The organism is Mesorhizobium sp. M0029, assembly GCF_040323735.1.
GTDB lineage: Bacteria > Pseudomonadota > Alphaproteobacteria > Rhizobiales > Rhizobiaceae > Mesorhizobium.
Window position 1 is genome coordinate 1 of sequence record NZ_JAMYVF010000006.1, and the last position, 23,833, is coordinate 23,833.

Below are 23,833 nucleotides of genomic sequence, written 5' to 3' on the forward strand. Positions count from 1 at the left end.
GGGGGAGATTGACAGCTCTGCCGCCCCGACTCTCCAGCGGGCAGGGGATGCTTCAGTCTTCACAATCTCAACACGTGACATACCGGCTCCCCTGATTATATGATAAGACTGCTCCACTAAAACGGAGGCGCCTCCGTTTATCTAGTTGGGGACTTACCCCTTTGGGTTCAAGCCCCCATATATCGACAGTGGAGAAAAAATTGACCGAGCAGTCGCAAGCAATTGCCGACGAGAAGCGCGAAGCCGCAGCGCCAAGGCCGCTGCGCGCCGATGCGCAGCGCAACCGCGACCGGCTGGTCGAGGTTGCGGCAGCGGCCTTTGCCGAGCACGGTGTCGATGCCTCGCTGGAGGAGATCGCGCGCCAGGCCGGCGTCGGCATCGGCACGCTCTACCGGCATTTCCCAACCCGCGAGCATCTGGTCGAAGTGGTCTACCGGCGTGAAGTCGAGGCGCTCTGTGCGGCGGCCGATGACCTCGCCAGCCACCATTCGGCCGACATGGCGCTGGAACAGTGGATGCAGCGCTTCGTCGACTACATCGCCACCAAGCGCGGCCTGGCGGCCAGCCTGCGCATCCTGTTCAACACCAATTCCGCCGTGTTCTCCGACATGTCGGGCCGGGTGTCGCTGGCCTTGCGGCAACTGGTCGAGGCGGCGGTGGCCGAAGGCTCGATCCGCAGCGACGTCGACGCCTCCGATGTGCTGCACGCACTCGGCGGCATCTACTCGGCCCCCGACACCAAGGACTGGCGCGACCGCTCGCGCCGGCTGGTCAAGCTGCTGATGGACGGGCTGCGGTTCGGGGCAGGGAAGAGGTGACCTAGCGGCTCAAGCCGAACCATCGACCGCATAGAACCGAAACGCGCCGGGCAGCCCGCTTGCCGCCATTTCGCCACGCTCCTCGAACCGCAGGCCGGAGCCGACCACGAGATCGCGCACCGTCCTTGATGCGATGATTTCGCCCGGCCGCGCATGGTCAAGCAGACGCGATGACAGTTCGATCGCCGCGCCTGAAAATTGATGGCCCCGCTGCTCGCACTCGCCGATATGCACCGCCGAGCGGACCTCGACACCGGATTGCCGCAAGCGATCGCGGATGGCGATCGCGCACTGGATCGACCGCGTTGGCCGCTGGAACACCGCGAGCACCTTGCCGTCCGATCGGCTGATCTCTCTGCCTTCGGCCGCGAGGAGTTCGCCACGGAGCGCTTCGGCGTGCCGCTCGGCCGGGTCGATGCCGAAAGGCGAGCCCGTCATATCGAGGGACAGCACCGACACAAGCAGCCGTTCGCCTGGGGCCGCCGGCAAGGCGCCGGTGACGAAAGCCTGGATCTCGTCGACGATCCGATCGGAATTCTCGCCCCAGATGACGTGGTCGCGGCCGGCGAACTCAATGTATCGGGCGCCCTCGATGTGCGTCGCCAGGTAACGTCCTTCTTCCCGCTTCACCCAGCCGTCGCCAGTCGTCTGCATGATCAGTGTCGGAACATGGACAGCAGGCAGAATGTCGCGAACATCGATTTCGGCTCCCCAGCGCCACAGGGCGATCGCGTCGGCGGGCGAGGCAGAATTCCTGAGATAGGCGGCGAACCATTCTGTCTCGAACGTGTCGCTCATCAGACTGGGCGCCGCGTTGCTCATATCCGCCGCCGCTCCCCATTCTTTCTCGACGATCGCCAGATCCTCTTCCACCTGCTCGCTTGTCTTCGCCCACGGATAGTCTTGTGACCACCTGCCGCGGGCGTAGGCCCCATTGAGCACGAGTGCCGCTGTGCGCTCGGGATAGGTCGCCGCGAACAGCATGCACATCGGGCCGCCCTCGGAGCTGCCGAAAAGCACCGTGCGCTTCGAGCCAACCGCATCCAGCACTGCCCGCACATCTTCCATCCGCTCTTCCAGGGTCGGCAGACCGACATTGCGGTCCGAGAGCCCGGTGCCGCGCTTGTCCATGCGGATTAGGCGCGAGAAAGTGCCGAGCCGCCGGTGCACATGCGAAAGCCGCGGCGAGCCCCAGGCGTGGTCGAGGTTGGAGACCCATCCCGGCACATGGATCAGGTCGACCGGACCGTCGCCGGTCACCTGATACGCGATGTTGATCCCGGCCGATTTGACATAGTGGGTCGGGGGGGCTGCGAGTTCGTGGCTGAAGCCGGTAGCGTCATCCGCATCAGTCGTGGGTGGCCGTGCCGGCGCCATTGTGCGGCGTGTGCGCAGCGTCTCGAACAATTGCCGCGTCTCCGGCTCCGGCTGCAGCTTGAGATCGCGTAGAAGCGCGGTGCGGCAGTGCTCATATTGCTTCAGCGCGAGATTGGTCCTGCCTTGCGCCGCATAGGCGCGCATCAGGGCACGGTGGACATCCTCCCTCAACGGGTCCATGGCCAGCAGGCGCGCCGCCGCGCGCACGCATGCGGCAGGATCGTTCGTCGCTGCATAATGCGCGACGAGCCTGTCGAGCGCCGCGACGGCCAGTGCCCGCAGCCGCTCGCGTTCGATCCTCAGCCAGTCCTCGAATGGCTCCTCCTTCAGGCCGAAGCCGTCGAGCAGGTCGCCGCGGTAGACATTGAGCGCCAGTTCGAGGTCTTCGGGTGCCGGGCTGGCGACCAGCGCCTCGAACCGCGCGACGTCGAAATCAAGGCCGTCGAGATGCAGAGCGACGCTGTTGCCATCGGTGAGGAAGCGGCCGCCGCCGCACGTCTGCATGGCCTTCCTGACAGACGATACCGCTTGCCGCAGGCTCATTCGCGCCTGCGCCTCGCTGTTGATGCCCCAGAGCAGGGTCGCCAGCTTCTCGCGCGACTGCGAATGCCCCGACTGCAGCGCGAGATAGGCGACCATCGCACGCGCCTTGCGGCTGATGGCTGGAACCGTGGCCCCGACGCCAGCAAAGTCGAAACCACCCAGCAGGTGAAGATAAGGTCCGGTCATCGGATCCGCCACGGTCACAGCGCGACGACGATCCGCTCAAGCTCGGTCCATTTCAACACTTATTCCGCCGCCGAGGCGCTTTTCACGATTCCATCACGCAGGTTCCCACGCGTTGCTCACGGCGCTTGAGGAGATTGTTCGCACTGGATCTCTTTTCGCAGGAGGATACCGTGCATCACCCTGGCCCGACCGAGTGGCCCATCTGGCATGACGACCCCGGGCGCGACCGGCAGGAGCTTGGCGCACCATCGCGTCACGATATTGCGCTGGCCCGCTATCTCGAAACACAACAGGCCCATCGGGCATTGGCGGCTCGCAGACTCGATCCGGCGGCGGTCGTGGCCTCTGCACTGGCAGCGTTCGTCCGCTGCCTTTTCCGTGCAGCGCTGCGCCGAATTGTCCGCTGGCCAACCGATGCCGCGACAGGGATGGACGATTTCGGCTTGACGTTGTCCAAGGCTCATGCGGATCTTAGCAAGACCCTTTGGGGCCGCTGAGTGCAGCGCCCTTGGTCGACGATCTCATCCCCAACCGCCGCCGCCGCCGCCAGCCCCACCGCCGCCTCCGCTGCCGCCGAGAGAAGGAATCACGGGCGGTTTTTGCGGGATCTCCTCGGCCGGCTTGATCACTTTGCCGGTGGTCGCCTTCTTGTATCTGACCACCTTTGGCTGAGGTGCTACGCGAACCACCTTGCGATGTTTCACCGGCGGTGCCGGCTCAAACATCGGCGACACCGAGGTGCAGCCCATGAGCCCGGCCAGAACGCCGGATAGAATTATCCCGATGAATGCCTGCCCGATGAATGTCTGCTTGAATGCCTTGCCCACCATGGCCTCCTTATTGTTCAGAACAAATCCCGACGCGGATTGGCTTCTTCCCAGACCCCCCGGGCCGCATTGACCAGTTGCATGTCCAGCGAACCGGACGTGGGGATCTTCGACTTGAGCTCCTGACGCAGCGCGTCCAAAGCTGCCGTTTTCGGCTTGGTGCCGAACTGCGCCAGGCCCTTTTTGGCGTCCGGCAACTCCTTGCGCAGATCAAGCGCGACGGCGAATGCCAGGAAGCGCACCGCGACAGCCTGATCGGCCTTGTCGCCTTTCGCCATTTCAAGCGCCGCGCGATCATAGGCGCTCGACGGATCGCCGCGCGTGGTCGCCAGTTCGAACAGCCTTTGCGCTTCCGCCGGGTCCTGGCGCACACCGGCGCCATCCCTGTACATGCGGGCGAGGCTGCCGGGCGCGTAGGGCTGGCCAAGATCGGTGGCCTGCTGGAACAGGGCCTGCGCCGTCTTCGGATCCTTGTCGATGCCCTGGCCGGCGAGGTAATTGCGGCCGAGCAGGTTCATCGAATACATGTCTTGGCGCTGCACCCCCGCTTGCAGGAAGGCGACGGCGCGGGCCGGATCGGCAGGCACGCCATTGCGGCCCTCGGTGAAGATGGCGGCAAGATCGTTCATGGCATAGGTGTGCCCCATGGCCGCCGCCTTGAGCAGCAGGTCGAGGCCCTTGGCCGTATCGCGGTTGACGCCATAGCCATTGAACAGCGCGCGTCCCCACGAGGTCATACCGTAAGGATCACCCTTGTCGGCGGCAGCCTTGTAGAGAGCGTTGGCCTGGGTGCGGTCTATGGTCGTTCCGGTTCCGGTTGCGTTGAGATAGCCGAGTTCGAAGACGGCGCGCACATGGCCTTTCTTGGCGGCGTCCTCGATGGCTGACCTGGCCTCGCCGACCCTGCCTGCCGCAAGCAGGGCGCGGCCGAGCTCGTAGTGGAAGCGGGCGACGTCTGGATAGGTTTTCACGGCCGCCTCGCAGGCTGCCACCGCACCGGCGCCGATCTCGTTCGGCAGCAGGCCGGGCACCACCCCTTGCAGGTCGAGAGGCTCGCCGGCGGCGGTATCGCAGGCATCGACCGTCGGCGACAGCTTCATTGTCGCGGGCTTAGCCGAGCTGCTGTCGGCCCGGATTTCGAAGCCGACCTCGACCGGCGCGCCGGCGCCGATCTGCGGCTCGTAACGGAGATGGTCGACTTCACCGGCCAGAAGGCTGGATTGCGGCGACAAGGTTCGATCAGGCAATGACAGCGTTCCCGTTGCCGGATACCCCGTGACCTTCAGGCTGACCGCCGGATCGTCGGTGGGGAAATCCAGATTGAGCGCGACCGGGCCGACGCCGACGGGAATATCAAGCTTGCGGTTCTCGATCGCTTCGGCAGCGCCGGTGATGTGGATGCCGCGATCCAGCACCTGCTGCTTCAGCTCGGCCTCGAGCGAAGCCATGATCTGCTGACCCGCCGCACCTTCGCCGCTCTTGACGCGGAACACGAGTATGCCCTGGCTCCCGCCGCCCCAATTGTCATGCGTGGCATAGGCCAGCATATCCACCTCGTCCTGCGTGGCGGCGCCTTTGGGGACATCCATTTGCAGGCGCGGCAGGTCCTTGCCGGCGATCGGTTCGCCCACCGCGACGTCTTTGCCGTCCAGCACCAGACGGCCCATTGCCGGCGGACGTTCGATGCTGACGCTGATAGCGCCGCCATCGACATCGACCGGCTCCGGCAGGCCGAGAGCGACAGGACCGACCCCCGAGAGCACTACCTTCTCCAGCACTGGCGGCAGCGAAGGCCGGTTGTTGCGGCGCACCAGCACCACGTCATCGATCAGCGAGGAATTTTCCCAGGGCACCTGCATGCCGTTGGTGGCCTGCACGACATCGCGGCGCACCGCCGACATGACCGTGCGGATCTCCTGGTTCGGCGCCAGCGCGCGCCGCGAAAAGGCCGATGAAAACGGGCTGAGGTCGCCGCTGCCGTCATAGGCGACCGCGCCTGGTTCGGTGGCGAAGGCAATCAGCGTGTTGAGCGAGCTTCGCACCTGCGCCAGCCCGGTATTGCCGGCGGTGACAAGCTGGTCGCGCAGCCAGTAATTGTTGCGCGGGAAGGGGTTGTTGCGGCAGGCATCGAGGATGATCACCTGGATCTTCGACTTCGAGCGCAGCTGCTCCAGCACGTCGTTGAGCTTGATGGCCTGGACCTCGATGTCGGCCGCCTTCTTCAACGAGGCGTCGACGGGTATCAGGAAATTCTCGCCGCCGATCTGAAAGCCGTGCCCGGAATAGTAGACGACGGCGAGATCGGCGCCGTCGGCGGCGGCCAGATAGTCCCGGAACTGGCCTTCGAACTGCTGCTTGGTGAGGTTCTCGGCGACGAAAACCTCGAAGCCGGCCAGCCGGAACGTGGCCGATACGTCCTGGGCATCCTTGGCCGGGTTCTTCAGCGCCGGGATGTCGCGATAATCGGAATTGCCGATGACGAGCGCGACCCTTCGATCGGCGCAGGCCTCGAAGCTTGTGAAGCCGGCAAGGATGAAGGCCGCGATGAATCCGCAAAGTCGGAGCATGACAAAACTCCTGGTCGCGGCCTGACGCCGACGAGAACACCGCTTGCGGCATCAAGGTCCGTTGAGAGTATGCAACCTGCCACAGCATAAAGTGAAAGGCCCGTCACCGCCAGACCATGGCAGGCGATTTCTTTCGGCGTCGACCGACCGCAGGGTGCAAGTAGCACGCGCTTCACGAGCAGGTATGTGACAAGTCTCACAGTTCGCTGTTTGGGGAATGCCTGGTGCCGGGCGGCTGCGCGCCTATTCCTTGAAGAGCAGTTCCTTGTCGTTCGAATATTTCACCAGCAACGGAATGCTGGCGCCGCCGATAACGGGGCCGAGATGGCCAAACGTCCCCTCGATGACGGAGAACGGCTCGGGGCGATCGACAAGGATCCGTGCCAGCTTTCTGCGCATGGCCTTGGCGATCTCCTTGCGCACGCCATTCGGTATGGCGCCGTCGATCACCACATTGTCGATGTCGAGCAAGGCAACGGCACTGCGGGCGGCATAGGCAAGCCCGTCCGAAACCTCATCGATCCACGCGGTGAGCGGCTCTCCAAGGTCGCCCCAGTCGTCGGGCGACGACCAGATGCGGCCGGCGCCCTCGTCCCCATTGTCCTGGTCGTTGAGCTTGCCGGCCAGCGAATGCAGCGAAGCGACGCGCAGCAACGGGGTCATCCGGTCGCCCTTGCGCCCCGGCGCGGGCACCGGCATGTCGCCCAGCGCCCCGGCCAGCTTGTTGCGGCCGGGGAACAAGTGATGATCGAGCACCAGGCCGCCGCCGATGAAGTGCCCGACATAGGCATAGAGAAAGTCGGCGCGCGATCCGCCGGCGCCAAACATCAGTTCGGCCGCGGCCGACACCGTGGCGTCGTTGTAGAGGAACACCGGCCAGTCGAACGCCCGGTCCAGTTCGGCGCGAATGTCGATTTCCCTCCAGGCATCCAGCCTGCTCGCCGGCACCGCGCCCTCTTCGCTCAGGTTCCACTGATGGAATGGCGAGGCGATGCCAAGACCCGCGATGCGGTCTTGCTCTATCGATCTGTGCTTGCGGCACATGCGCGCGATGGCGCCCTTGGCGAATTTCATCACCTCGACGGGCGTCGGATAGTCGAACAGCGTGCGTTCGCACGCCATCACGTCGCCGACGAAATTGACCAGGGCGACATCGGCGCTGCGATGGTCGACCTTGAGGCCGAAGGCGTACGCGGCTTTCGGGTTCAACGCATAGGGAACCGAGGGTTGCCCCAGCCGTCCGCGCAAAGGCTCCAGGCGCAGCAGCAGCTTGTTGTCGGCGGCGCGGTTGACGATGGTGGTGATGGTTTGCGCGGCCAGCCCGGTCAGCCGCGTCAAATCGGTCTTGGCCAGCTGGCCGTGCCGGCGGATCAGCGAGACGATCAGGCGTTCGTTGTAGATGCGGCTCTCGGCCTGCGTGGTTCCGCCGCTGCGGCCCTCGGCGATCTTTTCGAGACTGAAGAAGCTGGTGCCGGTCACGCTTTCCCCTGCGCAAGGAGGTTGGCCGCAAGGCGAGCCGATCAAAGCGCTGACGTAGCAATGCGGGAACGGCAAGGCAACACTTAAATCGACCCGATGGAAAAATGTAGTTGACGCCGGCCGGCCTGCTGTCGTTCAAAGTATGCAAGCCTGGAGGAGCAATGCCGTGACGCAGACCCGGACAATCATGTGCTTTGGCGATTCCAATACCTATGGCGCCATTCCCACCCTGGCCCGCGTCGGACGGCGCCGCTTCACGCCCGACCGGCGCTGGCCGGGCATCATGCGCCGCCAGCTCGGCAGCGGATGGGATGTGATCGAAGAAGGGCAGGGCGGGCGCACCACCGTGCACGACGATCCGATCGAAGGTCTCCACAAGAACGGGCTCAAATCGCTCCCGGTGTGCCTGGAAACGCATATGCCGCTCGACCTCGTCATCCTGATGCTCGGCACCAACGATCTCAAGCATAGGTTCTCGGTAACGCCCAACGACGTCGCTGATTCCATTGAGATTTTGGCCAGAATTGTCCTGCGCAGCGAAGCTGGCGCCGCGGGCGTGGCGCCCGCGGTCCTGATAGTAGCGCCGCCGCCGATGCTGGAGGTCGACTGGTTCGGCCAGATGTTCCTGGGCGGCGCCGCAAAGTCGATGCACTTTGCCGGCCTGTTCCGCGATGCGGCCCGGCGCGCCGGCGCCGCCTTCTTCAACGCCGGCGACGTCGTCGAATCGAGCGCGGTAGACGGCATTCACCTCGACAGCGACGCGCATCGCGTGCTCGGCACGGAATTGGCCAAAGCCGTCCAGTCGCTGATCGCCAAGGCGTGATCGCGTGGGCGAGCCACCCGACTATCTCTGATTAATTAATTCCACTGGAAAAACTTTTGACTTGCAAGCGGGAAGGTGGGTATCTGGGGAGACTGGGAAGAGTAGCGACCGCGAGGCTTGCGAAGCGCGGCAACAATCAACGACAGGGAGGAAGTAAAATGCGATCTGACTGGAACATGATGCTGGCGACGCTGCTCGGCGTTGCCGCTGTGCTCGCGGGCGGTACCGTCCTGGCAAGCGCGCAGGACGGTCCGGCTGGGCTCACCAAGCCGGCGGTATTTGCGCCGTTCGATCCGAAGGCGCCGGCCTGCAGCCCACCGCCCGGCCTGAACAAGGTGCTGGCCTTCGCGCAGGATAACGAGCGTGAATTTATGCAGGGTGTCGACCGCGGCCTGGCCGCCGCCGCCAAGGATCGCGGCCTGGAATATCGCCGCGCGCTTGCCAACAATGACGCCGCCAAGGGCGTCGAGCAGGTGCAATTGTTTCTCGCCTCCAAGATCGGCGGTCTGGTCGCAGCCCCCGTGGACCCGGCCTCCATGAGCCGCAGCCTGCAGGAGCTTATCTGGTCGGGCGCCTATGTCGGCACCATCGTGCCGCCGCCGGCCACGTCGCTGCTCAATGCGCCGCAATATGAGACTGGCAAGGTGCTGGCCGAAGCGGCCGCGGCCTACATAAAGGACAAGCTCGGCGGCAAGGCCAATGTCGTCATCCTGTCGCATGACAGCATGGAATTCCTGGCGCCGCGCTTTGCCGCCATGCGCGACATCTTCAAGGCCATGCCAGGCGTCACCATCGTCGCCGACATCTCGCCCAATCCCGTCAACAAGGAAGGCGGCTTTGCCACGATGAGCACCATTCTCCAGGCCCATCCCGACGTCGATGTCGTGCTCGGCGCCGACACCGTCGTGCTCGGCGCGCTGGCTGCCCTGGAAGCGGCGGGCAAGGCGCGGCCGGACCAGTTCCTTGGCGGCATCGACGGCGAACCGGAGGCAGTCGCCGCGATCAAGAAAGGCGGCGGTCCCTACAAGGCAAGCATCAGCCTGGCGTCGCCGGTCTTCGCTTATGCCATGGGCCAGCACGCGGCCGACTGGCTGGAGGGCAAGAGCATCCCGCAGGCGATGGATATCCTGCCCGTGGCGCTGACCAGCGACTACATGGCCCAGTACGAGGCCGATGTCGCCGACCCGGCCGCGGTCTACAAGGACCCGAAGCGCCGCGATATCTATCTCAGGATGTACGGCAACATCTGCTACGATACGCGCGACCAGTATGTGAATTTCCCCTGGTCATCCGAGGCAAAGTAGCGCCTGTTTTTCCCACGCGATACGGGCGGGTTCAGCCTGACCTGAAACCGCCCGCTTCAGTGAGAGGCAAGCATGAGCACAGACAGCTTTCGAACGGGGACGACACCGCTGCAAACGGGCCGGTTTTCATCCTTGCTGCCGGGCGTCAAGGCACCGGGCGAAGCCTCTGGCCGCATCGGGCTGGCGCTGGTCGCGCTGGGCTTGATCATCGCCTTCTCGCTGTTGAACAAATCGTTCTTCGGCCTCGACAATTTCGTCGTCATTGGCGTCAACTCGACCTCGATCCTGATCGCCGTGCTCGGCACCTCCGCGCTGCTGATCGCCGGCTATGTCGACCTCTCCATCGGCAGCATGGTCGCCTTGATCGGCATCATCACTGCCAAGGTTGCAGTGGCGACGCAGAGCGCGCTGCTGGCGATCTGCGTCGGCCTGGGTCTGGGCCTTTTGCTCGGTCTGCTCAACGGTCTGCTGGTGCGCAGGCTGAGCATCTCGCCGTTGATCGTCACGCTGGCGATGCTGGCGCTCTATGGCGGCCTTGCCTTCGTCGTCTCCAGCACCGCGGTCTATGGTTTTCCCGAGGCTCTGCTCGAATTGGGGCGGGGCAAGATCTTCGGCATCCAGTACACCGTGATCATCGCCGCGTTGGTCTTTGTGATCGGAGCCTTTGTCTTGACCAGCACGGTCACCGGCTTGAGGCTCTACGCCATAGGCGGCGACCCGCGCGCGGCCGAACTCTGCGGCATTCCGGTGCGGCGCACGGTGGTTGGCCTCTACGCCGCCAATGGCTTGCTGATCGGCCTGGTCTCGGTTCTGATCGCCGGTCGTCTCGGCAGCATCACGCCGACCATCGGCGTTCGCTTCGAGCTCGACGTGCTCACCGCCGCGATCCTCGGCGGCGTTGCGTTTTCCGGCGGCTCCGGCCGGCCGCTCGGCATCGCCATCGGCGTTGCCACCATCGGCATCCTCAATGCAGGACTGATCTTCGTCGGCCTGCAATCATGGTGGCAATCCATTTCGGTGGGAAGCATGCTGTTGCTGGCGCTGGTGGCCGACCAGGCTGCGATCGGTTTTCGCGGCCGGCGCGCCCTGGTGGCCGCGACCAACTTCACGGTGGCGGACAATGGTGCCGTCGCATCGGCCGGCCCTGCCGTGACGGCGGGCAATGGAGAAGCCCCGCAAGGTCCGGCATTCTCGATTGCCGGCGCCCGCAAATCCTACGGCGCGCTGACGGCCCTGGAAGAGGCGAGCTTCACGGTCGGCAAAGGCGAGATCGTCTGTCTGCTCGGCGACAATGGCGCCGGCAAGTCGACGCTGGTGAAGATTATTTCGGGCGCCATCCAGCCCGATGCCGGCGCGATGACCCTCGAGGGCCAGCCGATTTCCTTCAGGAGCCCGCAGGATGCACGCGGCGCCGGCCTGGAGACGGTCTATCAGGATTTGGCGCTCTGCCCAAACCTCAGCGTCGCCCACAACATGATCCTCGGGCGTGAGGAAACGCGGCGTTGGCTCGGTGTCTTCCCGGTTCGCGACGACCGAAAGGCCGCCGAGCAGTGTCGTGCCCGGCTTGCCGCGCTGGGCGTCACGCTTCGCGACGAAAACGTTCTGGTGCGCTCGCTGTCGGGCGGCCAGCGGCAGTCCATCGCCATTGCCCGCGCGCTTGCCGATCACGTCAAGCTGATTTGCCTCGACGAGCCCACCGCCGCGCTTGGCGTCAAGCAGACCGCGCAGGTCGTCAAACTGATCCGTTCGATCGCCGTCAGCGGCACCGGCGTCATCCTGGTCACGCACGACCTGTCGACGGTCAGGGCGCTGGCCGACAGGATCGTGGTGCTCAGCCTCGGCCGGGTGGCCTACGACGGCTCGGCCAGACAGCTGACGGCCGATCAACTCTGGGGCCTGATGGCAAGCGGGACGCTGGCGCCGGCCGCTGGGTAGGAATGCCGATCGCAGGGTCTAAAGCTCGAGGCAGATCTTGCCGAAATGCCTTTGCGCTTCGTAATGCCTGAAGGCGGCGGCGATATCCTGCAGTGGAAAGCTGCTGTCGATGACTGGCTTCAGGCGGTTGACCTCTATGGCACGGATCATGTCCTGCTGGTCGGCTTTGCTGCCGATGGAAATTCCGCTGATGCGGATCTGGTTCGAAAACAGCGCCGGGATCGAAACTTCTGCTGCAAAGCCGGTCAGGACGCCGATGAGTGCGATATGCCCGCCTGTCCGGCAGGCCGTTATCGACTGCGCCAGCGTCGCCGGTCCGCCGACCTCGATCACATGATCGACGCCGCGTCCGTCCGTCAGTTCCTTGGCCCTGCCGCCCCACTCCGGCACCGCCTTGTAGTTGATGACGCTGTCGGCCCCGAGTCGTCTGAGCTTCTCCAGCTTCTCTTCATCGGACGACGTGGCGATGACCCTTGCGCCGGCGGCCTTGGCAAATTGCAGCGCAAACAATGACACGCTGCCGGTGCCAAGGATCAGCACCGTGTCGCCGGGCTTTACCTTGCCGCATGTCACCAGGCCGCGCCAGGCGGTGACGCCCGTGCAGGTCAGCGTTGCCGCCTCGAGATGCGTATAGCCCGCCGGCGCCTTGGTGAAGGCCTGCGCCGGCATGCACACATACTCGCTGGCGAAGCCGTCGAAACTGTCTCCGGGAATGTCGCGGCTTGTATCGGATCTCATGTCGCCGGCCAGCCACCAGGGGTAGAAAACACTGACGACGCTGTCGCCCGGCTTGAACGTGTCGACGCCGTCACCGATCGCGATCACCTCGCCGGCGCCATCCGACAGCGGCACCCGGCCGTCGGCGAGCGGCACCTTGCCTTGTACGGCGAAATCGTCGCGCATGTTCAGCGCGCAGGCGCGAATCCTGACCAGCATTTCGCCCGGCCCAGGCCGGGGCTGATCCTCCTCGACCAGGTCTAGCTTGTCCAACCCGCCCGGCGCTCTCAGCCTGACCAGCTTCATAGTCTCTCTCCGACATAAAGAGCGTTAGCATGGCGGCGGCGGTCCAGCCTATCGCCGGACCGGCCGGCCGGAAATCACGCGCAGCCAAGGCGCCAGATGGACGGCGCTCATCAAGAGATACATCAGCGGCATGCCGGTGAGCGGGGAGGCATCGGCCCCCAGGCACGACATGACGCCGTCGCCAGCGTGAATGCAGGTAAGCAGCGCCATCACGGCGAAAACAGGGGCCGCGGCGAGGCACAGCCAGTCGGCGGTGCGGAGAGAAACTGCATCGGAGCGTTGAGGGACCTCACTGCCGGTGCCTGTGCCGATATCGCTCATGGTCGTAATCCCTTGATGATCAATGCCCGGGTTTCCTGTCCCGTGAGGGACAGGAAACCAAGCTGGATGGGCGCCGCTCCAGGTCCTTACTTGCCGTCCTTGTTGCGGAACGCGGCTTCGCCGGCCGCCGACACTTCCTCCCACGTCTTGTCGGGTGCGGCGTCGTAATTGTCGTGCCAGTTCCACCAGCTGTAGAGCTCGGTCTGCGGATATCCTTCGGGCGAATCCTCCCAGATTTCCTGGCGGCCGAGCGGCGTTGCGTCGAGGTAGCTCCAGACCGTGCCCATCTGCTCGTCGCCGCGGTTGTTGATGAAGTAGGTGCGATACACTTTCTTGCCGTCCTGGATGAACACGTTGTGGCCGTGCCATTCGTCGACGCCGAAATCCTTGTCGAAACTGTCGGTGATTGTGTACCAGGGCATCTCCCAACCCATCCGCTGCTTCAAGCTGGCAATGTCGGCCTGCGGCGCGCGGGAGGCATAGGCAAGCGTGGTGTTGCGGGCGTTGAGATGGGCGAGATGGCCGACCTGGTCGGCGCCGAGCGAACAGCCGCGGCAGGCATGTTCGGGCCAGCCGTGGACGCCGGGTTCGTAGAAGGCGCGGTAGACGATCAACTGGCGCCGGCCCTCGAACAAATCGAGCAGGCTCGCTTTGCCGTTGGGACCTTCAAACACATAGGCCTTGTCCACTTCCATCCATGGCATGCGCCGGCGCTCGGCCGACAGCGCGTCCCTGGCGCGCATCGTTGCCTTTTCCTTCACCAGCATCTTTTCGCGCTCGGCTTCCCATTCCTGCCTTGAAACCACCGGTGGGGTCTTCATTGCCACGTGCTTGGTCATTGCTTGTTTCCTTTGCCAGTTGTTGAGCCGTTGTGGCTTGTCGTTGCCTGTTGATCGTGAGGAAGGCTAGGGCCGCGAGGCGGCGAGGGCGGAGTTACAAATGTGACGGCATTTGCAGGCGGGCCACCGCAGCAGGGGTGGCGAGGCCGCACGGTGGGCTCGAAGTCCTCGGAAGCAGGCATGGTCGGTTTTTCCTTTATTGAGAAGCTTAACGCGACTGTCTGAGATGCTCAGGCTAGCGAATGCAAATATTGCCGTCAACGCAGGCCTGGGCGTCTTCAACCAGTCCAGATGGCTAGGTCGCCGTCCGCGGCTTGCTGCTTGGCGGTGGTGACTTAAGTTACGCCGGTAAGGGGAGCGGTGGGAGTTACAAATGTGACGGGATTTGCATGGACTCGCTGATCACCGCGGCAGGGCTGGCGCTGGCGGCGGGCAATCCGCTGGCGGCACTCGACCGCGTCGCCTTGCGCGAGGATGCCCCGGCGCTGGCGTTGCGCGGCATTGCCATGGCGCAGCTCGGCGATTTCGATCGCGCCAAAGTACTGTTGCGTAGGGCCGGCCGTGCCTTCGGTCCAAAGGAGGCGGTGGCGCGCGCCAGGTGCGTTGTCGCCGAAGCCGAGATCGCGCTTGTTTCGCGTGATCTCGGCTGGCCGTCCAAGGCGCTCGACGCGGCGCGGTCGACATTGGAAAAGCATGGCGACCGGCTGAACGCGGCGCATGCCGGGCATCTCAAAGTGCGCCGCCTGCTGCTGATCGGCCGCCTCGACGAAGCTGAAGACGTGCTGGCTGGGCTCGATCCGTCGCCGCTTCCGCCGGCCTCCCGCGCCGCGCATGAACTCGCGGTTGCCGGCATCGCCATGCGGCGCCTGAAGACGAAGGCCGCGCGCGCAGCCCTTGAGTGGGCGCGCCATGCCGCCCGCCGGGCCGGCATTCCGGGTCTCATGGCGGAGGTCGACAGCGCCTTCCTGGCGCTGGAGACGCCGGCGGCGCGGCTGATCGCAGGCGGCGAGGAGCATCCGCTGTTGCTCGAAGAGGTCGAGGCGCTGCAGGCGTCGCGCGCGCTGGTCGTCGATACGTTCCGCTATATCGTGCACAAGCAGGAAACAACGATCTCGCTGGCAACGCGGCCGGTGCTGTTTGCGCTGGCGCGCGCGCTTGCCGAAGCCTGGCCGGCGGATGTGCCGAGGGCGACGCTGATTGCCCGCGCCTTTGGCGGCCGGCATGCCGATGAATCGCATCGCGCCAGGCTGCGGGTCGAGATCGGCCGGCTGCGCGCCGAATTGCGGCCGCTGGCGGGCATCGGCGCGACCAGCCAGGGCTTTGCGCTGAAGCCGCGCGAAGCAGGCTCCGTGGCGGTGCTGGCGCGGCCGATCGAGGAGCGGCACGCCGCGGTGCTGGCCTTCCTGGCCGATGGTGAATCCTGGGCCAGCTCGGCGTTGGCGCTGGCGCTAGGCGCCGGACAGCGCAGCGTACAGCGGGCGCTCGAGCAGTTGGCCGAGACCGGCAAGGTGCAGTCCTTCGGCCACGGCCGGGCGCGGCGCTGGATGACGCCCCCGGTCGCTGGTTTCACGACCACCTTGTTACTCCCGTCACCGCTGCCGAACGGTTAGGAAAGGTGACCATGATCGAGGATCAGGACATGAAACATTCAGCAGCGGAAATCCTGCGCCAATACGGGCCCTTTCCTGATGTCGACACCGTGCATGGCGTGAGCTTCGACGGGCAGAATGTCTGGTTTGCCGCGGGCGAGCGGCTGACCGCCTTCGATCCGGCAAGCGGCGAGATGCTGCGCTCGATCGATGTCGCGGCACATGCCGGCACCGCCTATGACGGCCGGCATCTGTTCCAGCTCGCCGGGGACCGCATCCAGAAGATCGACCCGGATACCGGCAAGGTACTCTCCACCATACCGGCGCCCGGCGGCGGCCGCGATTCCGGCATGACCTGGGCCGAGGGCACGCTCTGGGTGGGGCAGAACCGGGAGCGCAAGATCCACCAGATCGATCCCGAGACCGGGAAAATCCTGCGCACCATCGACTCCAACCGCTTCGTCACCGGAGTGACCTGGGTCGACGGCGAGCTCTGGCACGGCACCTGGGAAGGCGACCAGAGCGATGTCCGGCGCGTCGATCCGCAAAGCGGAAAGGTGCTGGAACGGCTCGACATGCCGGCAGGGGTGGGCGTTTCCGGGCTCGAATCCGACGGCGGCGACCGCTTCTTCTGCGGCAGCGGCCCCGGCGGCATGGTGCGATCAGTGCGTCGGCCGAAGTAAGGCCGTCAAGTATTGGGCCGGCAGCGTGTTTCCTACGGTCATCCCGCCGAGATCATATCCCGGAGCCGTCGAGCAGCGGGACGTCTTCGCCTTGCCACGGACTTGGCATTGAAGCCCGGCTCAGATTGGCCGTCGGCAGCGGCATCCAGCATTTCAACTCCGGTTCGGGGTATTCGATCACCCGTCCTGGCGACGAATCGGAAGAGCGCCAGCCCTCCGTGCCGAACTGGTCGGCGCGCGACCAGTAAGCGAGGTCGACCTCGGCCGGCCCCTGTTCCGATGGCCTGACCGTGACCAGGATGCGGCTGCCGTCCTTGGGCGCGCTCGCCATGTGCCGCCAGCGATCGGGTTCGTCCATTCTCATGTCCTCCTGCACGTTGCAGGGATAGTCGCCGCGCTCTTGGCAGCGGTCAACCCGAACTTTGCCCAAGCACGAGATCTGTTTAGTACTCCCGCGCCGTCGGCCGAAACAGGATCTGGTTCATGTCGACCTCGTCGGGCTGGCTCACGGCGAACGCCCACATGGCGAAAGAATCCGGGTGCCGGGCCGCAACAGGAAAATCGAAGCCGGCATGTGAACGGGCTCACATGCCGCCACTGCAAGGAACGCTATGGGACGTCCGGCCATGACAGGGGTTTCGGATGACACTTGCAGATCTGTCTTTTTATCTCTTCACTATTTTCAATGGCTTGCGCGTGGTGTCCTACCTGCCGCAGATCGTGCGGGTGGCCCGGGATAGGCACGGGGCGTCGGCGATTTCCTACGCGACCTGGCTGTTGTGGACAGGCGCCAACGCCACGACGGGACTCTACGCTCACATCAATCTGAACGATCCCGCGCTGGCGGCGATCAACTGGCTGAACGCCGTATGCTGCGTGCTGGTCATCACGCTCACCGCCTACAAGCGCCATCGCGCACGGCTTCCGGTTGAGGAAGCCGCAAGCCGGTCGGAAGCGACCGCTCTGATGGTCGACAATGTCTGCTGAAGATCACCGCGGCAGACTGCGCTTTTCGAGGCCGCTCTCAGACATGCACGGTGCCATGCGAAAGCTCGCCCTCGTCGCTTGAGATGAGGAAAGCGGCTGCGAGTAGGCCGACATAGAACAGCCCGACCATGCACACGACATAGATGCCTGGAACCGGGCCGAGCTGCGCCACGCGCGCGGCGTCGAGAAATGACGCGCCCAAGCCTATCGGCGACCCTTCGCGCTGCAGACTGGGCGTCGTGATCTTCAGCACCCACGCCAGCATCAGGATCGTGTACATGAAAATGTAGTTGCGGCGCAGCCGGCGCACCAACGCCGCGCGTTGCGAGATCAGGAAGCGCGGCGAACGCAGGCCTTCGCCGACGATGGCCAGCCAGTTGGAGGCGTAGTCGGGCTGCGGCGAGAAAATCTGCGCGAAATAATAGCGCTCGAACTGGCGCACCCTGGCCCGGTAGACGTCGAAGAAACGATAGCGCCGCGCCTCGATCCATAGCAGCAGCGTGGTCAGCAGCATGGCAAAGAGCAGCACCCCGTGATGGGCGCTGGGCGTCGAGAGTGAGACTGAGAGCATGGCGGCGACGACAGTAATCGCCCAGTTGCTGGTACGGTCCAGCCGGTCGCGCCAGCCGGCCATGCGGGCGATTTCGGCGCGGTGGAAATGCGACATGGTGGCCACGAATTCCGATGAGGTGAGCTTCAGCGCGAACGCATCAGAGGCCCGCGGCGCTGCAGCCGCTTCGTCGGTTTTCACGGTCTTGACCTGGGACATCCCTTGCCACGCGCCTCCCAACGCCATGGCCGGCCGAAACGACGCCGGTCATCCCCATCCGCGCAACGCGCAATCGGTTGAAAATGTTCCGTCGCCGGCCCGGGTCTCGGCGGTTTATCCGCAGTCAGATAGGCCCGTTATGCGATTCAGGTAATGAGGAACCTGCGGCGCGCCAAGGGAGCGTGGCGTGCAACCGATCTCGCCCGCAAACGTTATACCGGCACGATGAGGGGGTGCATGTCCTTCGTGGTCAACCGGCGCCGGCCGGTCGCGCTTGCCGCGGCAGCTTTCGCATTCATGCCGGCCGCATCGTTGGCAGCCGAAAAGACCGGCATGTCCAGCGAGGGCATTTTCGTTCTCGAAATCCTCCTTCTGCTTCTCGTCGGCCGCGGCATCGGCGAATTGCTGGAGCGTCTCGGCCACCCGGCGGTGATGGGTCAGCTCATCGGCGGCATCCTGCTCGGGCCATCGCTGCTCGGCTGGCTATTGCCGGAAGCAGAACGCGTGATCTTTTCAGGCGACGCCACCCAAAAGAGCATGATCAGCGCCATCGCCCAGCTCGGCGTGTTGATGCTTCTGTTGCTCACCGGGATGGAGACGGATCTGCGGCTGGTGCGCAGGGTCGGCCGTGCGTGCTTTTCCATCTCCGCCGCGGGCGTCGCCGTGCCTTTCGCGCTCGGCTTCACCGCCGCACAGTTCATGCCGGCCTCGCTGCTGGCCGACGGAACCGAGCGCATTGTCGCCGGTCTCTTCCTCGGCACGGCGCTGTCGATCTCCTCGGTCAAGATCGTCGCCATGGTGGTGCGCGAGATGAACTTCATGCGCCGCGATCTCGGTCAGATCATCGTCTCGTCGGCCATCATCGAGGACACGATCGGCTGGGTAATCATCGCCATCACCATCGGCATCGCCACCAAGGGGCGCATCGAGCTCGGCAGCCTTGCCTTCACCATTGTCGGCGTCGCCGCCTTCATGGGGTTTTCCTTCACGATTGGCCGCCGCATCGTCTTCGACGCCATCCGCTGGACCAACGATACGTTCCGCAGCGAATACGCCGTCGTCACCGTCATTCTCGCCATCATGGGCGCAATGGCGCTGATCACCGATCTGGTCGGCGTCCACACCGTGCTCGGCGCCTTCGTCGCCGGCATACTGGTTGGGGAATCGCCGATCCTGTCGCGTCATATCGAAGGGCAATTGCGCGGCGTCATCATGGCGCTGTTCATGCCGGTTTTCTTCGGCGTCGCCGGCCTTTCGGCGGATCTCACCGTGCTTGTCGACCACGAGCTTGCGCTACTCACGGCCGCTTTGGTGCTGATCGCCAGCTTCGGCAAATTCGCCGGCGCCTTCATCGGCGCCGAGCTTGCCGGCATGAGCCGCAAGGAAGGCATCGCCGTCGGTTGCGGCATGAACGCGCGCGGCTCGACCGAAGTCATCGTCGCCTCTATTGGCCTGTCGATCGGCGTTCTGTCGCACAATCTTTTCACCATGATCGTGACCATGGCCGTCATCACCACGCTCGCCATGCCGCCGACCTTGCGTTGGGCACTCGGCCGCTTGCCGATGGGCGAGAACGAGAAGAAGCGTCTGGAGCGCGAGGAGATCGACCAACGCGGCTTCATCGCCAATCTGGAACGACTGCTGGTGGTGACCGATGAGGGCGTTGTCGGCCGCTTTGCCGCTTACCTCGCAGGAGTCGTGGGCGCCGGCAGGCCGACGACGGTGCTGCATGCCCGAGGCGAGGGGGAGGAGGCCGAGCCCGGCACGGATGCGAAGCTCGAGCCGATCGAAAAGGGTGCCGAGGACAGCCGCGAGGCCGCCAGGAGTTCGGACGAGGAGCTGGCCCGCGCGGCGCCTGTCACGCGGCGCCACGAGGCCGAGCTTTCGGCCGAAACGGTTGCCAAGGAGGCGCGCAAAGGCTATGGGCTGCTGCTGATCGGGCTCGGCCGCGCGGTCACCTCGAAAGGTGGGTTTGCCCGCCGCATCAACGAGATCGCCGGCGCCTTCGAGGGCCCGCTATGCCTGGTGCTGAAGGCGACCGGCGCCGGCCGCCAGATGCCAAGGCTAGGACCTGAAGGCGGGAAGATTCTGGTTCCGGTCAACGGCACCGCGATCGCCCGCCGGGGTGCCGAAATGGCGCTGGCGATTCCAGCGGTCACGGGTGCGCGGGTCAAGATACTTTATGTCGCGCGCGTCGGCCGCGACGAACCGCGCGACACTGTCTCGCATCGCCGCAGGGAGGCGGTGCTGAAGGATACCGTCGCACTAGCCGACCGCTATGGCGTCGAGATCGAGACGGCCATCCGCAGCCGGGCCGCCGCCGCCGATGCCATTGCCCGCCAGGCCGGCAGGGGGGCGGCGCTGATCGTCATGGGCGTGGCGCGGCGCCCTGGCGAGGAACTCTTCTTTGGCGAGACGACCACCGGCGTGCTGCAGCGCTGCCAATGCCCGGTGGTGCTGATCTCGGACGCCAGGCTCGGCCGCGACGACGAGGGCAGGGAAGAGCTGCGCTCGGGAACGGGGACAGGGTGATGAGTATTTCCCCTCGAGGGGAAATTTCGCTCATGCCGCCTGCAGCCTCTCTCGGCCGGGCTGCGGCGGGAAGGCGATGGCGATGCCGGCAGCACCGAGGCCGATCAGCGCCGAGCCGATGAACAGCCAGGAATAGCTGGCATAGGCGTCGAAGATCATGCCGCCGGCGAGCGGGCCGAACGACATGCCGAGGCTGGACAACAGGGTCGCGGCGCCAAGTATCGTGCCGATGATGCGTGGCCCGAAATAGTCGCGCGCCAGAACCGCATAGAGCGGCATGACGCCGCCATATGTGGCGCCGAAGATGATCGCCAGGAGATAGAACTGCTCGAGATTGCCGACGGCGAGATAGGCGGCGATCACCACCGCCTGGATGGCAAGGCCCACGATCAGCACCGGCTTGGCGCCCAACCTGTCGCCGAGCACGCCGTAGAGCACGCGCCCGCCAAGGCCGGCAAGGCCCTCGACGCTGTAGATCGACACGGCTGCCATCGGCGCCACGCCGCACGACATGGCATAGCTCACCATGTGGAAGATCGGCCCCGAATGCGCCGCGCAACAGGCGAAGAAGGTCATGCCCAGCACCAGGAATTGCGGCGAGCGCAGCGCCTGGCCGACTGACATGCCGGGGGCCGCGGCAGGCGCGGGCGCGCTGCCATCCGCTGCCGCGACCGCCGCCGACGGCTGGCGCACCAGGAAGACGGCCGGCAGCAACAGCACCCAGGCCATGATCCCGATGTCGAACATGGCGGTACGCCAGTCATAGGCCGTGATCAGCCAGCGCGCGAAGGGCGAAATGGTCATCGGCGCCACGCCCATGCCGGCCGAGACCAGCGACACGGCCAGGCTGCGATGGGTCTCGAACCAGGCGGTGGTCAGCGCGATCATCGGCGCGAAGAAGGCGCTGGCCGCCATCCCGACGATGACGCCATAGCTCAGCTGGAAGACCAGCAGCGATTGGGCTCGGCTCGCCACCACCAGCGACAGGCCGAGTAGCACCGCGCCGGCAAAAACCACCGGGCGAGCGCCGACACGGTCATAGATGGCGCCCCAGGCGAAACCGCCTGCACCCATCACCAAGAAATTCAGCGTCATGGCGCTGGAAATGCCGGTTCGCGACCAGTTGGTGTCGAGCGCCATCGGCTCGAGAAAGATCGCCAGCGAAAACATCGCGCCGAGCGCCACACAGGTCATCAGCGCGCCGCACGCGACGATCACCCAACGGTAGGAATTGTTCATGCTCTTCTCCCGAGATCGGTTTCGATGCGGCGCCACTCGCTCCAGCTCCGTTGCGCCGCTTGCGTCCGAAGGACGTTGGCGGGATTTCGAATCCGACAATCCGGTTGCATTTTTTATCCGGTCTGCGTGGAAGTCCATCCGATATGACAAAAGCAGGGTGTAAGGCTGCCAAGCGCGCCGACAAGATAGACTGCCGAATTGACGAGCCGCTCCGCGGCACTAGCTTTGTGGTCTCGCGACGGGAGATATCGCTCATGGAACTGCATCGCGGCCGCCTCATCGACCACGTCCAGCTGGTGGTCAGGGACCTCAAGGCGAGCCGGCGCTTCTATGAAGCCGTCTTCAAGGTGCTCGGCATTCCGATCGGCGGCGAGGCCGAGGACTATTTCTGGGCCGACGAACTGTTCATCTCAAGCCTCGACAGCCGGGCGGCGAGAGGACAACTGACCGGGCGCCATCATCTGGCCTTCCAGGCCAGGGACAACGCCATGGTCGATGCCTTCTACAGGGCCGGCCTCAATGCCGGCGGGGCCGACAATGGCGCGCCGGGTGAGCGGCCCTACCACCCCGGCTACTACGCCGCCTTCCTGCTCGACCCCGACGGCAACAACATCGAGGTGGTGTTTCACGGGCCGGCAAAGCGAAGTGCCGCTTCGGTCGAGATCAATTTTTAGCGCAGGTTCACGAGGAGCGGGTTGCGGTGATCCGTCCGGAGTTCTCGTAAAAACAAAGAGTTGAAGCGGTCCACGGATTCAATCGCTGAACTACTTCACATTGCCGGCGCGTAGCGGTTCACCACCATTCCGCAGGCATAGGCTTTAGAGCCGAGCAGGCGCAATTTCCGGAAGCCGCCACGGTCGAAAATCCGCTCGCCGTCGCCCAGCGCGGCCGGATTGATGAACAGCTGGAACTCATCGACCAACCCCGCTGCAATCAGCGCCGAGGCAAAGCCGGCGCCGCCGAACACCGCCATGTCGCCTTCACCTTCAGCTTTCAGCGCCTTGACCTCGCGCGGCAGGTCGCCGCTGGCAACCGTCGTGCGCTCCCACCGCGATGCCGCGAGCTTGTCGCTCAGCACCACCTTGCGCGCCTCGACGATGCGCTGCGCAAAGGCGTAGAAGGGATCACGCGGATAGCTTTTTGCGGCATTGCCCCAATGGGTTAGATAGCCTTCTTCGGCCATCTTGCGGCTGAGCAGAATGGTATCGATGCCAGCGAACACCGTGTTGAAATCCTGCTTCAAGTCGTCGTCCCACGGGCAGTTGGCGCCCCATTCCCAGAGCTGCCAGTGCTCATCGCCGGCCGCGCCGACAAAACCGTCGACCGATATCTGCATCTGCAGGATCAGCTTTCTCATCGTCGTTCTCCTGATTGAGCTCTGGTGTCACCAGCGCCAGGTCAGGCGGCGTTGGTTATTGCTTTACTTTCGGAACCATTGACACGAGAGAAAAATGATGTCAATAGTAAATTGATTTAGAAATGGAAGCATTGGAATGTCGACCAGGGAAAGATCCGGCTGCCCCATCAGCCTGTCGCTCGAATTGCTCGGTGACCGCTGGACGCTGCTGATCATCCGCGACATGATTTTCGCGGGAAAAAGGCACTTCCGGGAGTTTCTGCTATCAGGCGAAGGCATCTCGTCGCGCACGCTGGCCGAGCGGCTGCAGACCTTGCAGGATGAGGGCATTGTCACCAGAAGCGACGACCCCACGCACAAGCTCAAGGCGATCTACAAGCTGACGGAGGCGGGCATCGACCTGTTGCCGGTGCTGGCGACGCTCGGCGCCTGGGGCAGCAAATACCGCAACGCCGATGACAAGCTGGCAAGGATCGCCGACGAACTGGCCGCGGGCGGCGAGGCGGGCCTGCAGCAGATAAAGAAGAAGCTGCGCGCCGAGCATATAGGCTAGGGAGCAACGCTAGCCTCCCTTCGGGCCGATGGCGGGCTAGATCGACACGACGTCGCGCAGCCTCACCCTCCCATCCCGCAAA

Annotated in this window: 22 protein-coding genes; 11 read left to right on the forward strand and 11 right to left on the reverse strand. The window is 64.7% G+C overall.

The features are described 5' to 3' along the window. Positions 1-200: 200 nt before the first annotated feature. A complete protein-coding gene (locus NKJ76_RS12195) occupies positions 201-818 on the forward strand; it encodes a TetR/AcrR family transcriptional regulator (RefSeq protein WP_023709407.1) in 618 nt (205 codons plus the stop codon). 9 nt (positions 819-827) lie between these two features. Here the strand turns inward: NKJ76_RS12195 and NKJ76_RS12200 are convergent, their stop codons facing one another. After that, positions 828-2,924 carry an alpha/beta fold hydrolase gene (locus NKJ76_RS12200; RefSeq protein ID WP_031195131.1) on the reverse strand — a complete coding sequence of 699 codons (2,097 nt, stop codon included), beginning with the start codon at positions 2,922-2,924 and terminating at the stop codon, positions 828-830. A 134-nt stretch (positions 2,925-3,058) separates the two neighbouring features. Between NKJ76_RS12200 and NKJ76_RS12205 the strand changes: the two genes are divergently transcribed. Continuing rightward, positions 3,059-3,421 carry a hypothetical protein gene (locus tag NKJ76_RS12205; protein WP_023685480.1) on the forward strand — a complete coding sequence of 121 codons (363 nt, stop codon included), beginning with the start codon at positions 3,059-3,061 and terminating at the stop codon, positions 3,419-3,421. 24 nt (positions 3,422-3,445) lie between these two features. On the opposite strand, the gene NKJ76_RS12210 is transcribed toward NKJ76_RS12205, so the two are convergent. From NKJ76_RS12210 to NKJ76_RS12220, 3 genes are all read right to left on the reverse strand, one after another. Next, positions 3,446-3,754: a hypothetical protein gene (locus tag NKJ76_RS12210; protein ID WP_352537524.1), complete on the reverse strand. Its 309-nt coding sequence runs from the start codon at positions 3,752-3,754 to the stop codon at positions 3,446-3,448. Between the two features lie 14 nt (positions 3,755-3,768). Next, on the reverse strand, positions 3,769-6,318 hold the full coding sequence (locus NKJ76_RS12215) for a caspase family protein (RefSeq protein ID WP_352537525.1): 2,550 nt from the start codon (positions 6,316-6,318) through the stop codon (positions 3,769-3,771). 243 nt (positions 6,319-6,561) lie between these two features. Further along, complete coding sequence (locus NKJ76_RS12220; RefSeq protein ID WP_352537526.1) at positions 6,562-7,797, reverse strand: ROK family protein; 1,236 nt, start codon at positions 7,795-7,797, stop codon at positions 6,562-6,564. A 166-nt stretch (positions 7,798-7,963) separates the two neighbouring features. Between NKJ76_RS12220 and NKJ76_RS12225 the strand changes: the two genes are divergently transcribed. From NKJ76_RS12225 to NKJ76_RS12235, 3 genes are all read left to right on the forward strand, one after another. Continuing rightward, positions 7,964-8,620, forward strand: coding sequence for an SGNH/GDSL hydrolase family protein (locus NKJ76_RS12225; RefSeq protein ID WP_023733972.1), 657 nt, complete (start codon positions 7,964-7,966; stop codon positions 8,618-8,620). A 158-nt stretch (positions 8,621-8,778) separates the two neighbouring features. Next, entirely contained in the window at positions 8,779-9,924 is a 1,146-nt protein-coding gene (locus NKJ76_RS12230; protein ID WP_352537527.1) for a sugar ABC transporter substrate-binding protein, read from the forward strand. Between the two features lie 72 nt (positions 9,925-9,996). After that, a complete protein-coding gene (locus NKJ76_RS12235; RefSeq protein WP_352537528.1) occupies positions 9,997-11,859 on the forward strand; it encodes an ATP-binding cassette domain-containing protein in 1,863 nt (620 codons plus the stop codon). Positions 11,860-11,877: 18 nt separating this feature from the next. Here NKJ76_RS12235 and NKJ76_RS12240 read toward each other — a convergent pair whose 3' ends face one another. From NKJ76_RS12240 to NKJ76_RS12250, 3 genes are all read right to left on the reverse strand, one after another. Beyond that, complete coding sequence (locus tag NKJ76_RS12240) at positions 11,878-12,882, reverse strand: zinc-dependent alcohol dehydrogenase family protein (protein ID WP_352537529.1); 1,005 nt, start codon at positions 12,880-12,882, stop codon at positions 11,878-11,880. Positions 12,883-12,930: 48 nt separating this feature from the next. After that, the gene (locus tag NKJ76_RS12245; RefSeq protein ID WP_023685488.1) at positions 12,931-13,203 is read right to left on the reverse strand and encodes a hypothetical protein; all 273 of its coding nucleotides are present in this window, start codon (positions 13,201-13,203) and stop codon (positions 12,931-12,933) included. 86 nt (positions 13,204-13,289) lie between these two features. After that, positions 13,290-14,042, reverse strand: coding sequence for a DUF899 domain-containing protein (locus NKJ76_RS12250; RefSeq protein ID WP_023695474.1), 753 nt, complete (start codon positions 14,040-14,042; stop codon positions 13,290-13,292). Positions 14,043-14,431: 389 nt separating this feature from the next. Here NKJ76_RS12250 and NKJ76_RS12255 point away from each other — a divergent pair, with 389 nt between their 5' ends. Next, entirely contained in the window at positions 14,432-15,652 is a 1,221-nt protein-coding gene (locus tag NKJ76_RS12255; protein WP_023685490.1) for a hypothetical protein, read from the forward strand. A gap of 29 nt (positions 15,653-15,681) precedes the next feature. Then, positions 15,682-16,314, forward strand: coding sequence for a Vgb family protein (locus NKJ76_RS12260; RefSeq protein ID WP_352537530.1), 633 nt, complete (start codon positions 15,682-15,684; stop codon positions 16,312-16,314). A 52-nt stretch (positions 16,315-16,366) separates the two neighbouring features. Here NKJ76_RS12260 and NKJ76_RS12265 read toward each other — a convergent pair whose 3' ends face one another. Next, on the reverse strand, positions 16,367-16,672 hold the full coding sequence (locus tag NKJ76_RS12265) for a hypothetical protein (RefSeq protein WP_023689804.1): 306 nt from the start codon (positions 16,670-16,672) through the stop codon (positions 16,367-16,369). 284 nt (positions 16,673-16,956) lie between these two features. On the opposite strand from NKJ76_RS12265, the gene NKJ76_RS12275 reads away from it, so the two are divergent. After that, complete coding sequence (locus NKJ76_RS12275; RefSeq protein WP_352537531.1) at positions 16,957-17,301, forward strand: hypothetical protein; 345 nt, start codon at positions 16,957-16,959, stop codon at positions 17,299-17,301. 37 nt (positions 17,302-17,338) lie between these two features. Here NKJ76_RS12275 and NKJ76_RS12280 read toward each other — a convergent pair whose 3' ends face one another. Continuing rightward, a complete protein-coding gene (locus NKJ76_RS12280; protein WP_023673885.1) occupies positions 17,339-18,070 on the reverse strand; it encodes a DUF2270 domain-containing protein in 732 nt (243 codons plus the stop codon). A gap of 237 nt (positions 18,071-18,307) precedes the next feature. Here NKJ76_RS12280 and NKJ76_RS12285 point away from each other — a divergent pair, with 237 nt between their 5' ends. Beyond that, a complete protein-coding gene (locus tag NKJ76_RS12285) occupies positions 18,308-20,602 on the forward strand; it encodes a cation:proton antiporter domain-containing protein (protein ID WP_352537532.1) in 2,295 nt (764 codons plus the stop codon). A 30-nt stretch (positions 20,603-20,632) separates the two neighbouring features. Here the strand turns inward: NKJ76_RS12285 and NKJ76_RS12290 are convergent, their stop codons facing one another. After that, complete coding sequence (locus NKJ76_RS12290) at positions 20,633-21,841, reverse strand: MFS transporter (RefSeq protein ID WP_352537533.1); 1,209 nt, start codon at positions 21,839-21,841, stop codon at positions 20,633-20,635. 245 nt (positions 21,842-22,086) lie between these two features. On the opposite strand from NKJ76_RS12290, the gene NKJ76_RS12295 reads away from it, so the two are divergent. Further along, positions 22,087-22,515, forward strand: coding sequence for a VOC family protein (locus tag NKJ76_RS12295; RefSeq protein WP_155921584.1), 429 nt, complete (start codon positions 22,087-22,089; stop codon positions 22,513-22,515). Between the two features lie 95 nt (positions 22,516-22,610). On the opposite strand, the gene NKJ76_RS12300 is transcribed toward NKJ76_RS12295, so the two are convergent. Continuing rightward, positions 22,611-23,198 (reverse strand): dihydrofolate reductase family protein, encoded by a 588-nt coding sequence (locus NKJ76_RS12300; RefSeq protein WP_023740061.1) that lies wholly within the window; start codon positions 23,196-23,198, stop codon positions 22,611-22,613. A gap of 136 nt (positions 23,199-23,334) precedes the next feature. Between NKJ76_RS12300 and NKJ76_RS12305 the strand changes: the two genes are divergently transcribed. Continuing rightward, on the forward strand, positions 23,335-23,751 hold the full coding sequence (locus tag NKJ76_RS12305) for a winged helix-turn-helix transcriptional regulator (protein ID WP_352537534.1): 417 nt from the start codon (positions 23,335-23,337) through the stop codon (positions 23,749-23,751). Positions 23,752-23,833 lie beyond the last annotated feature (82 nt).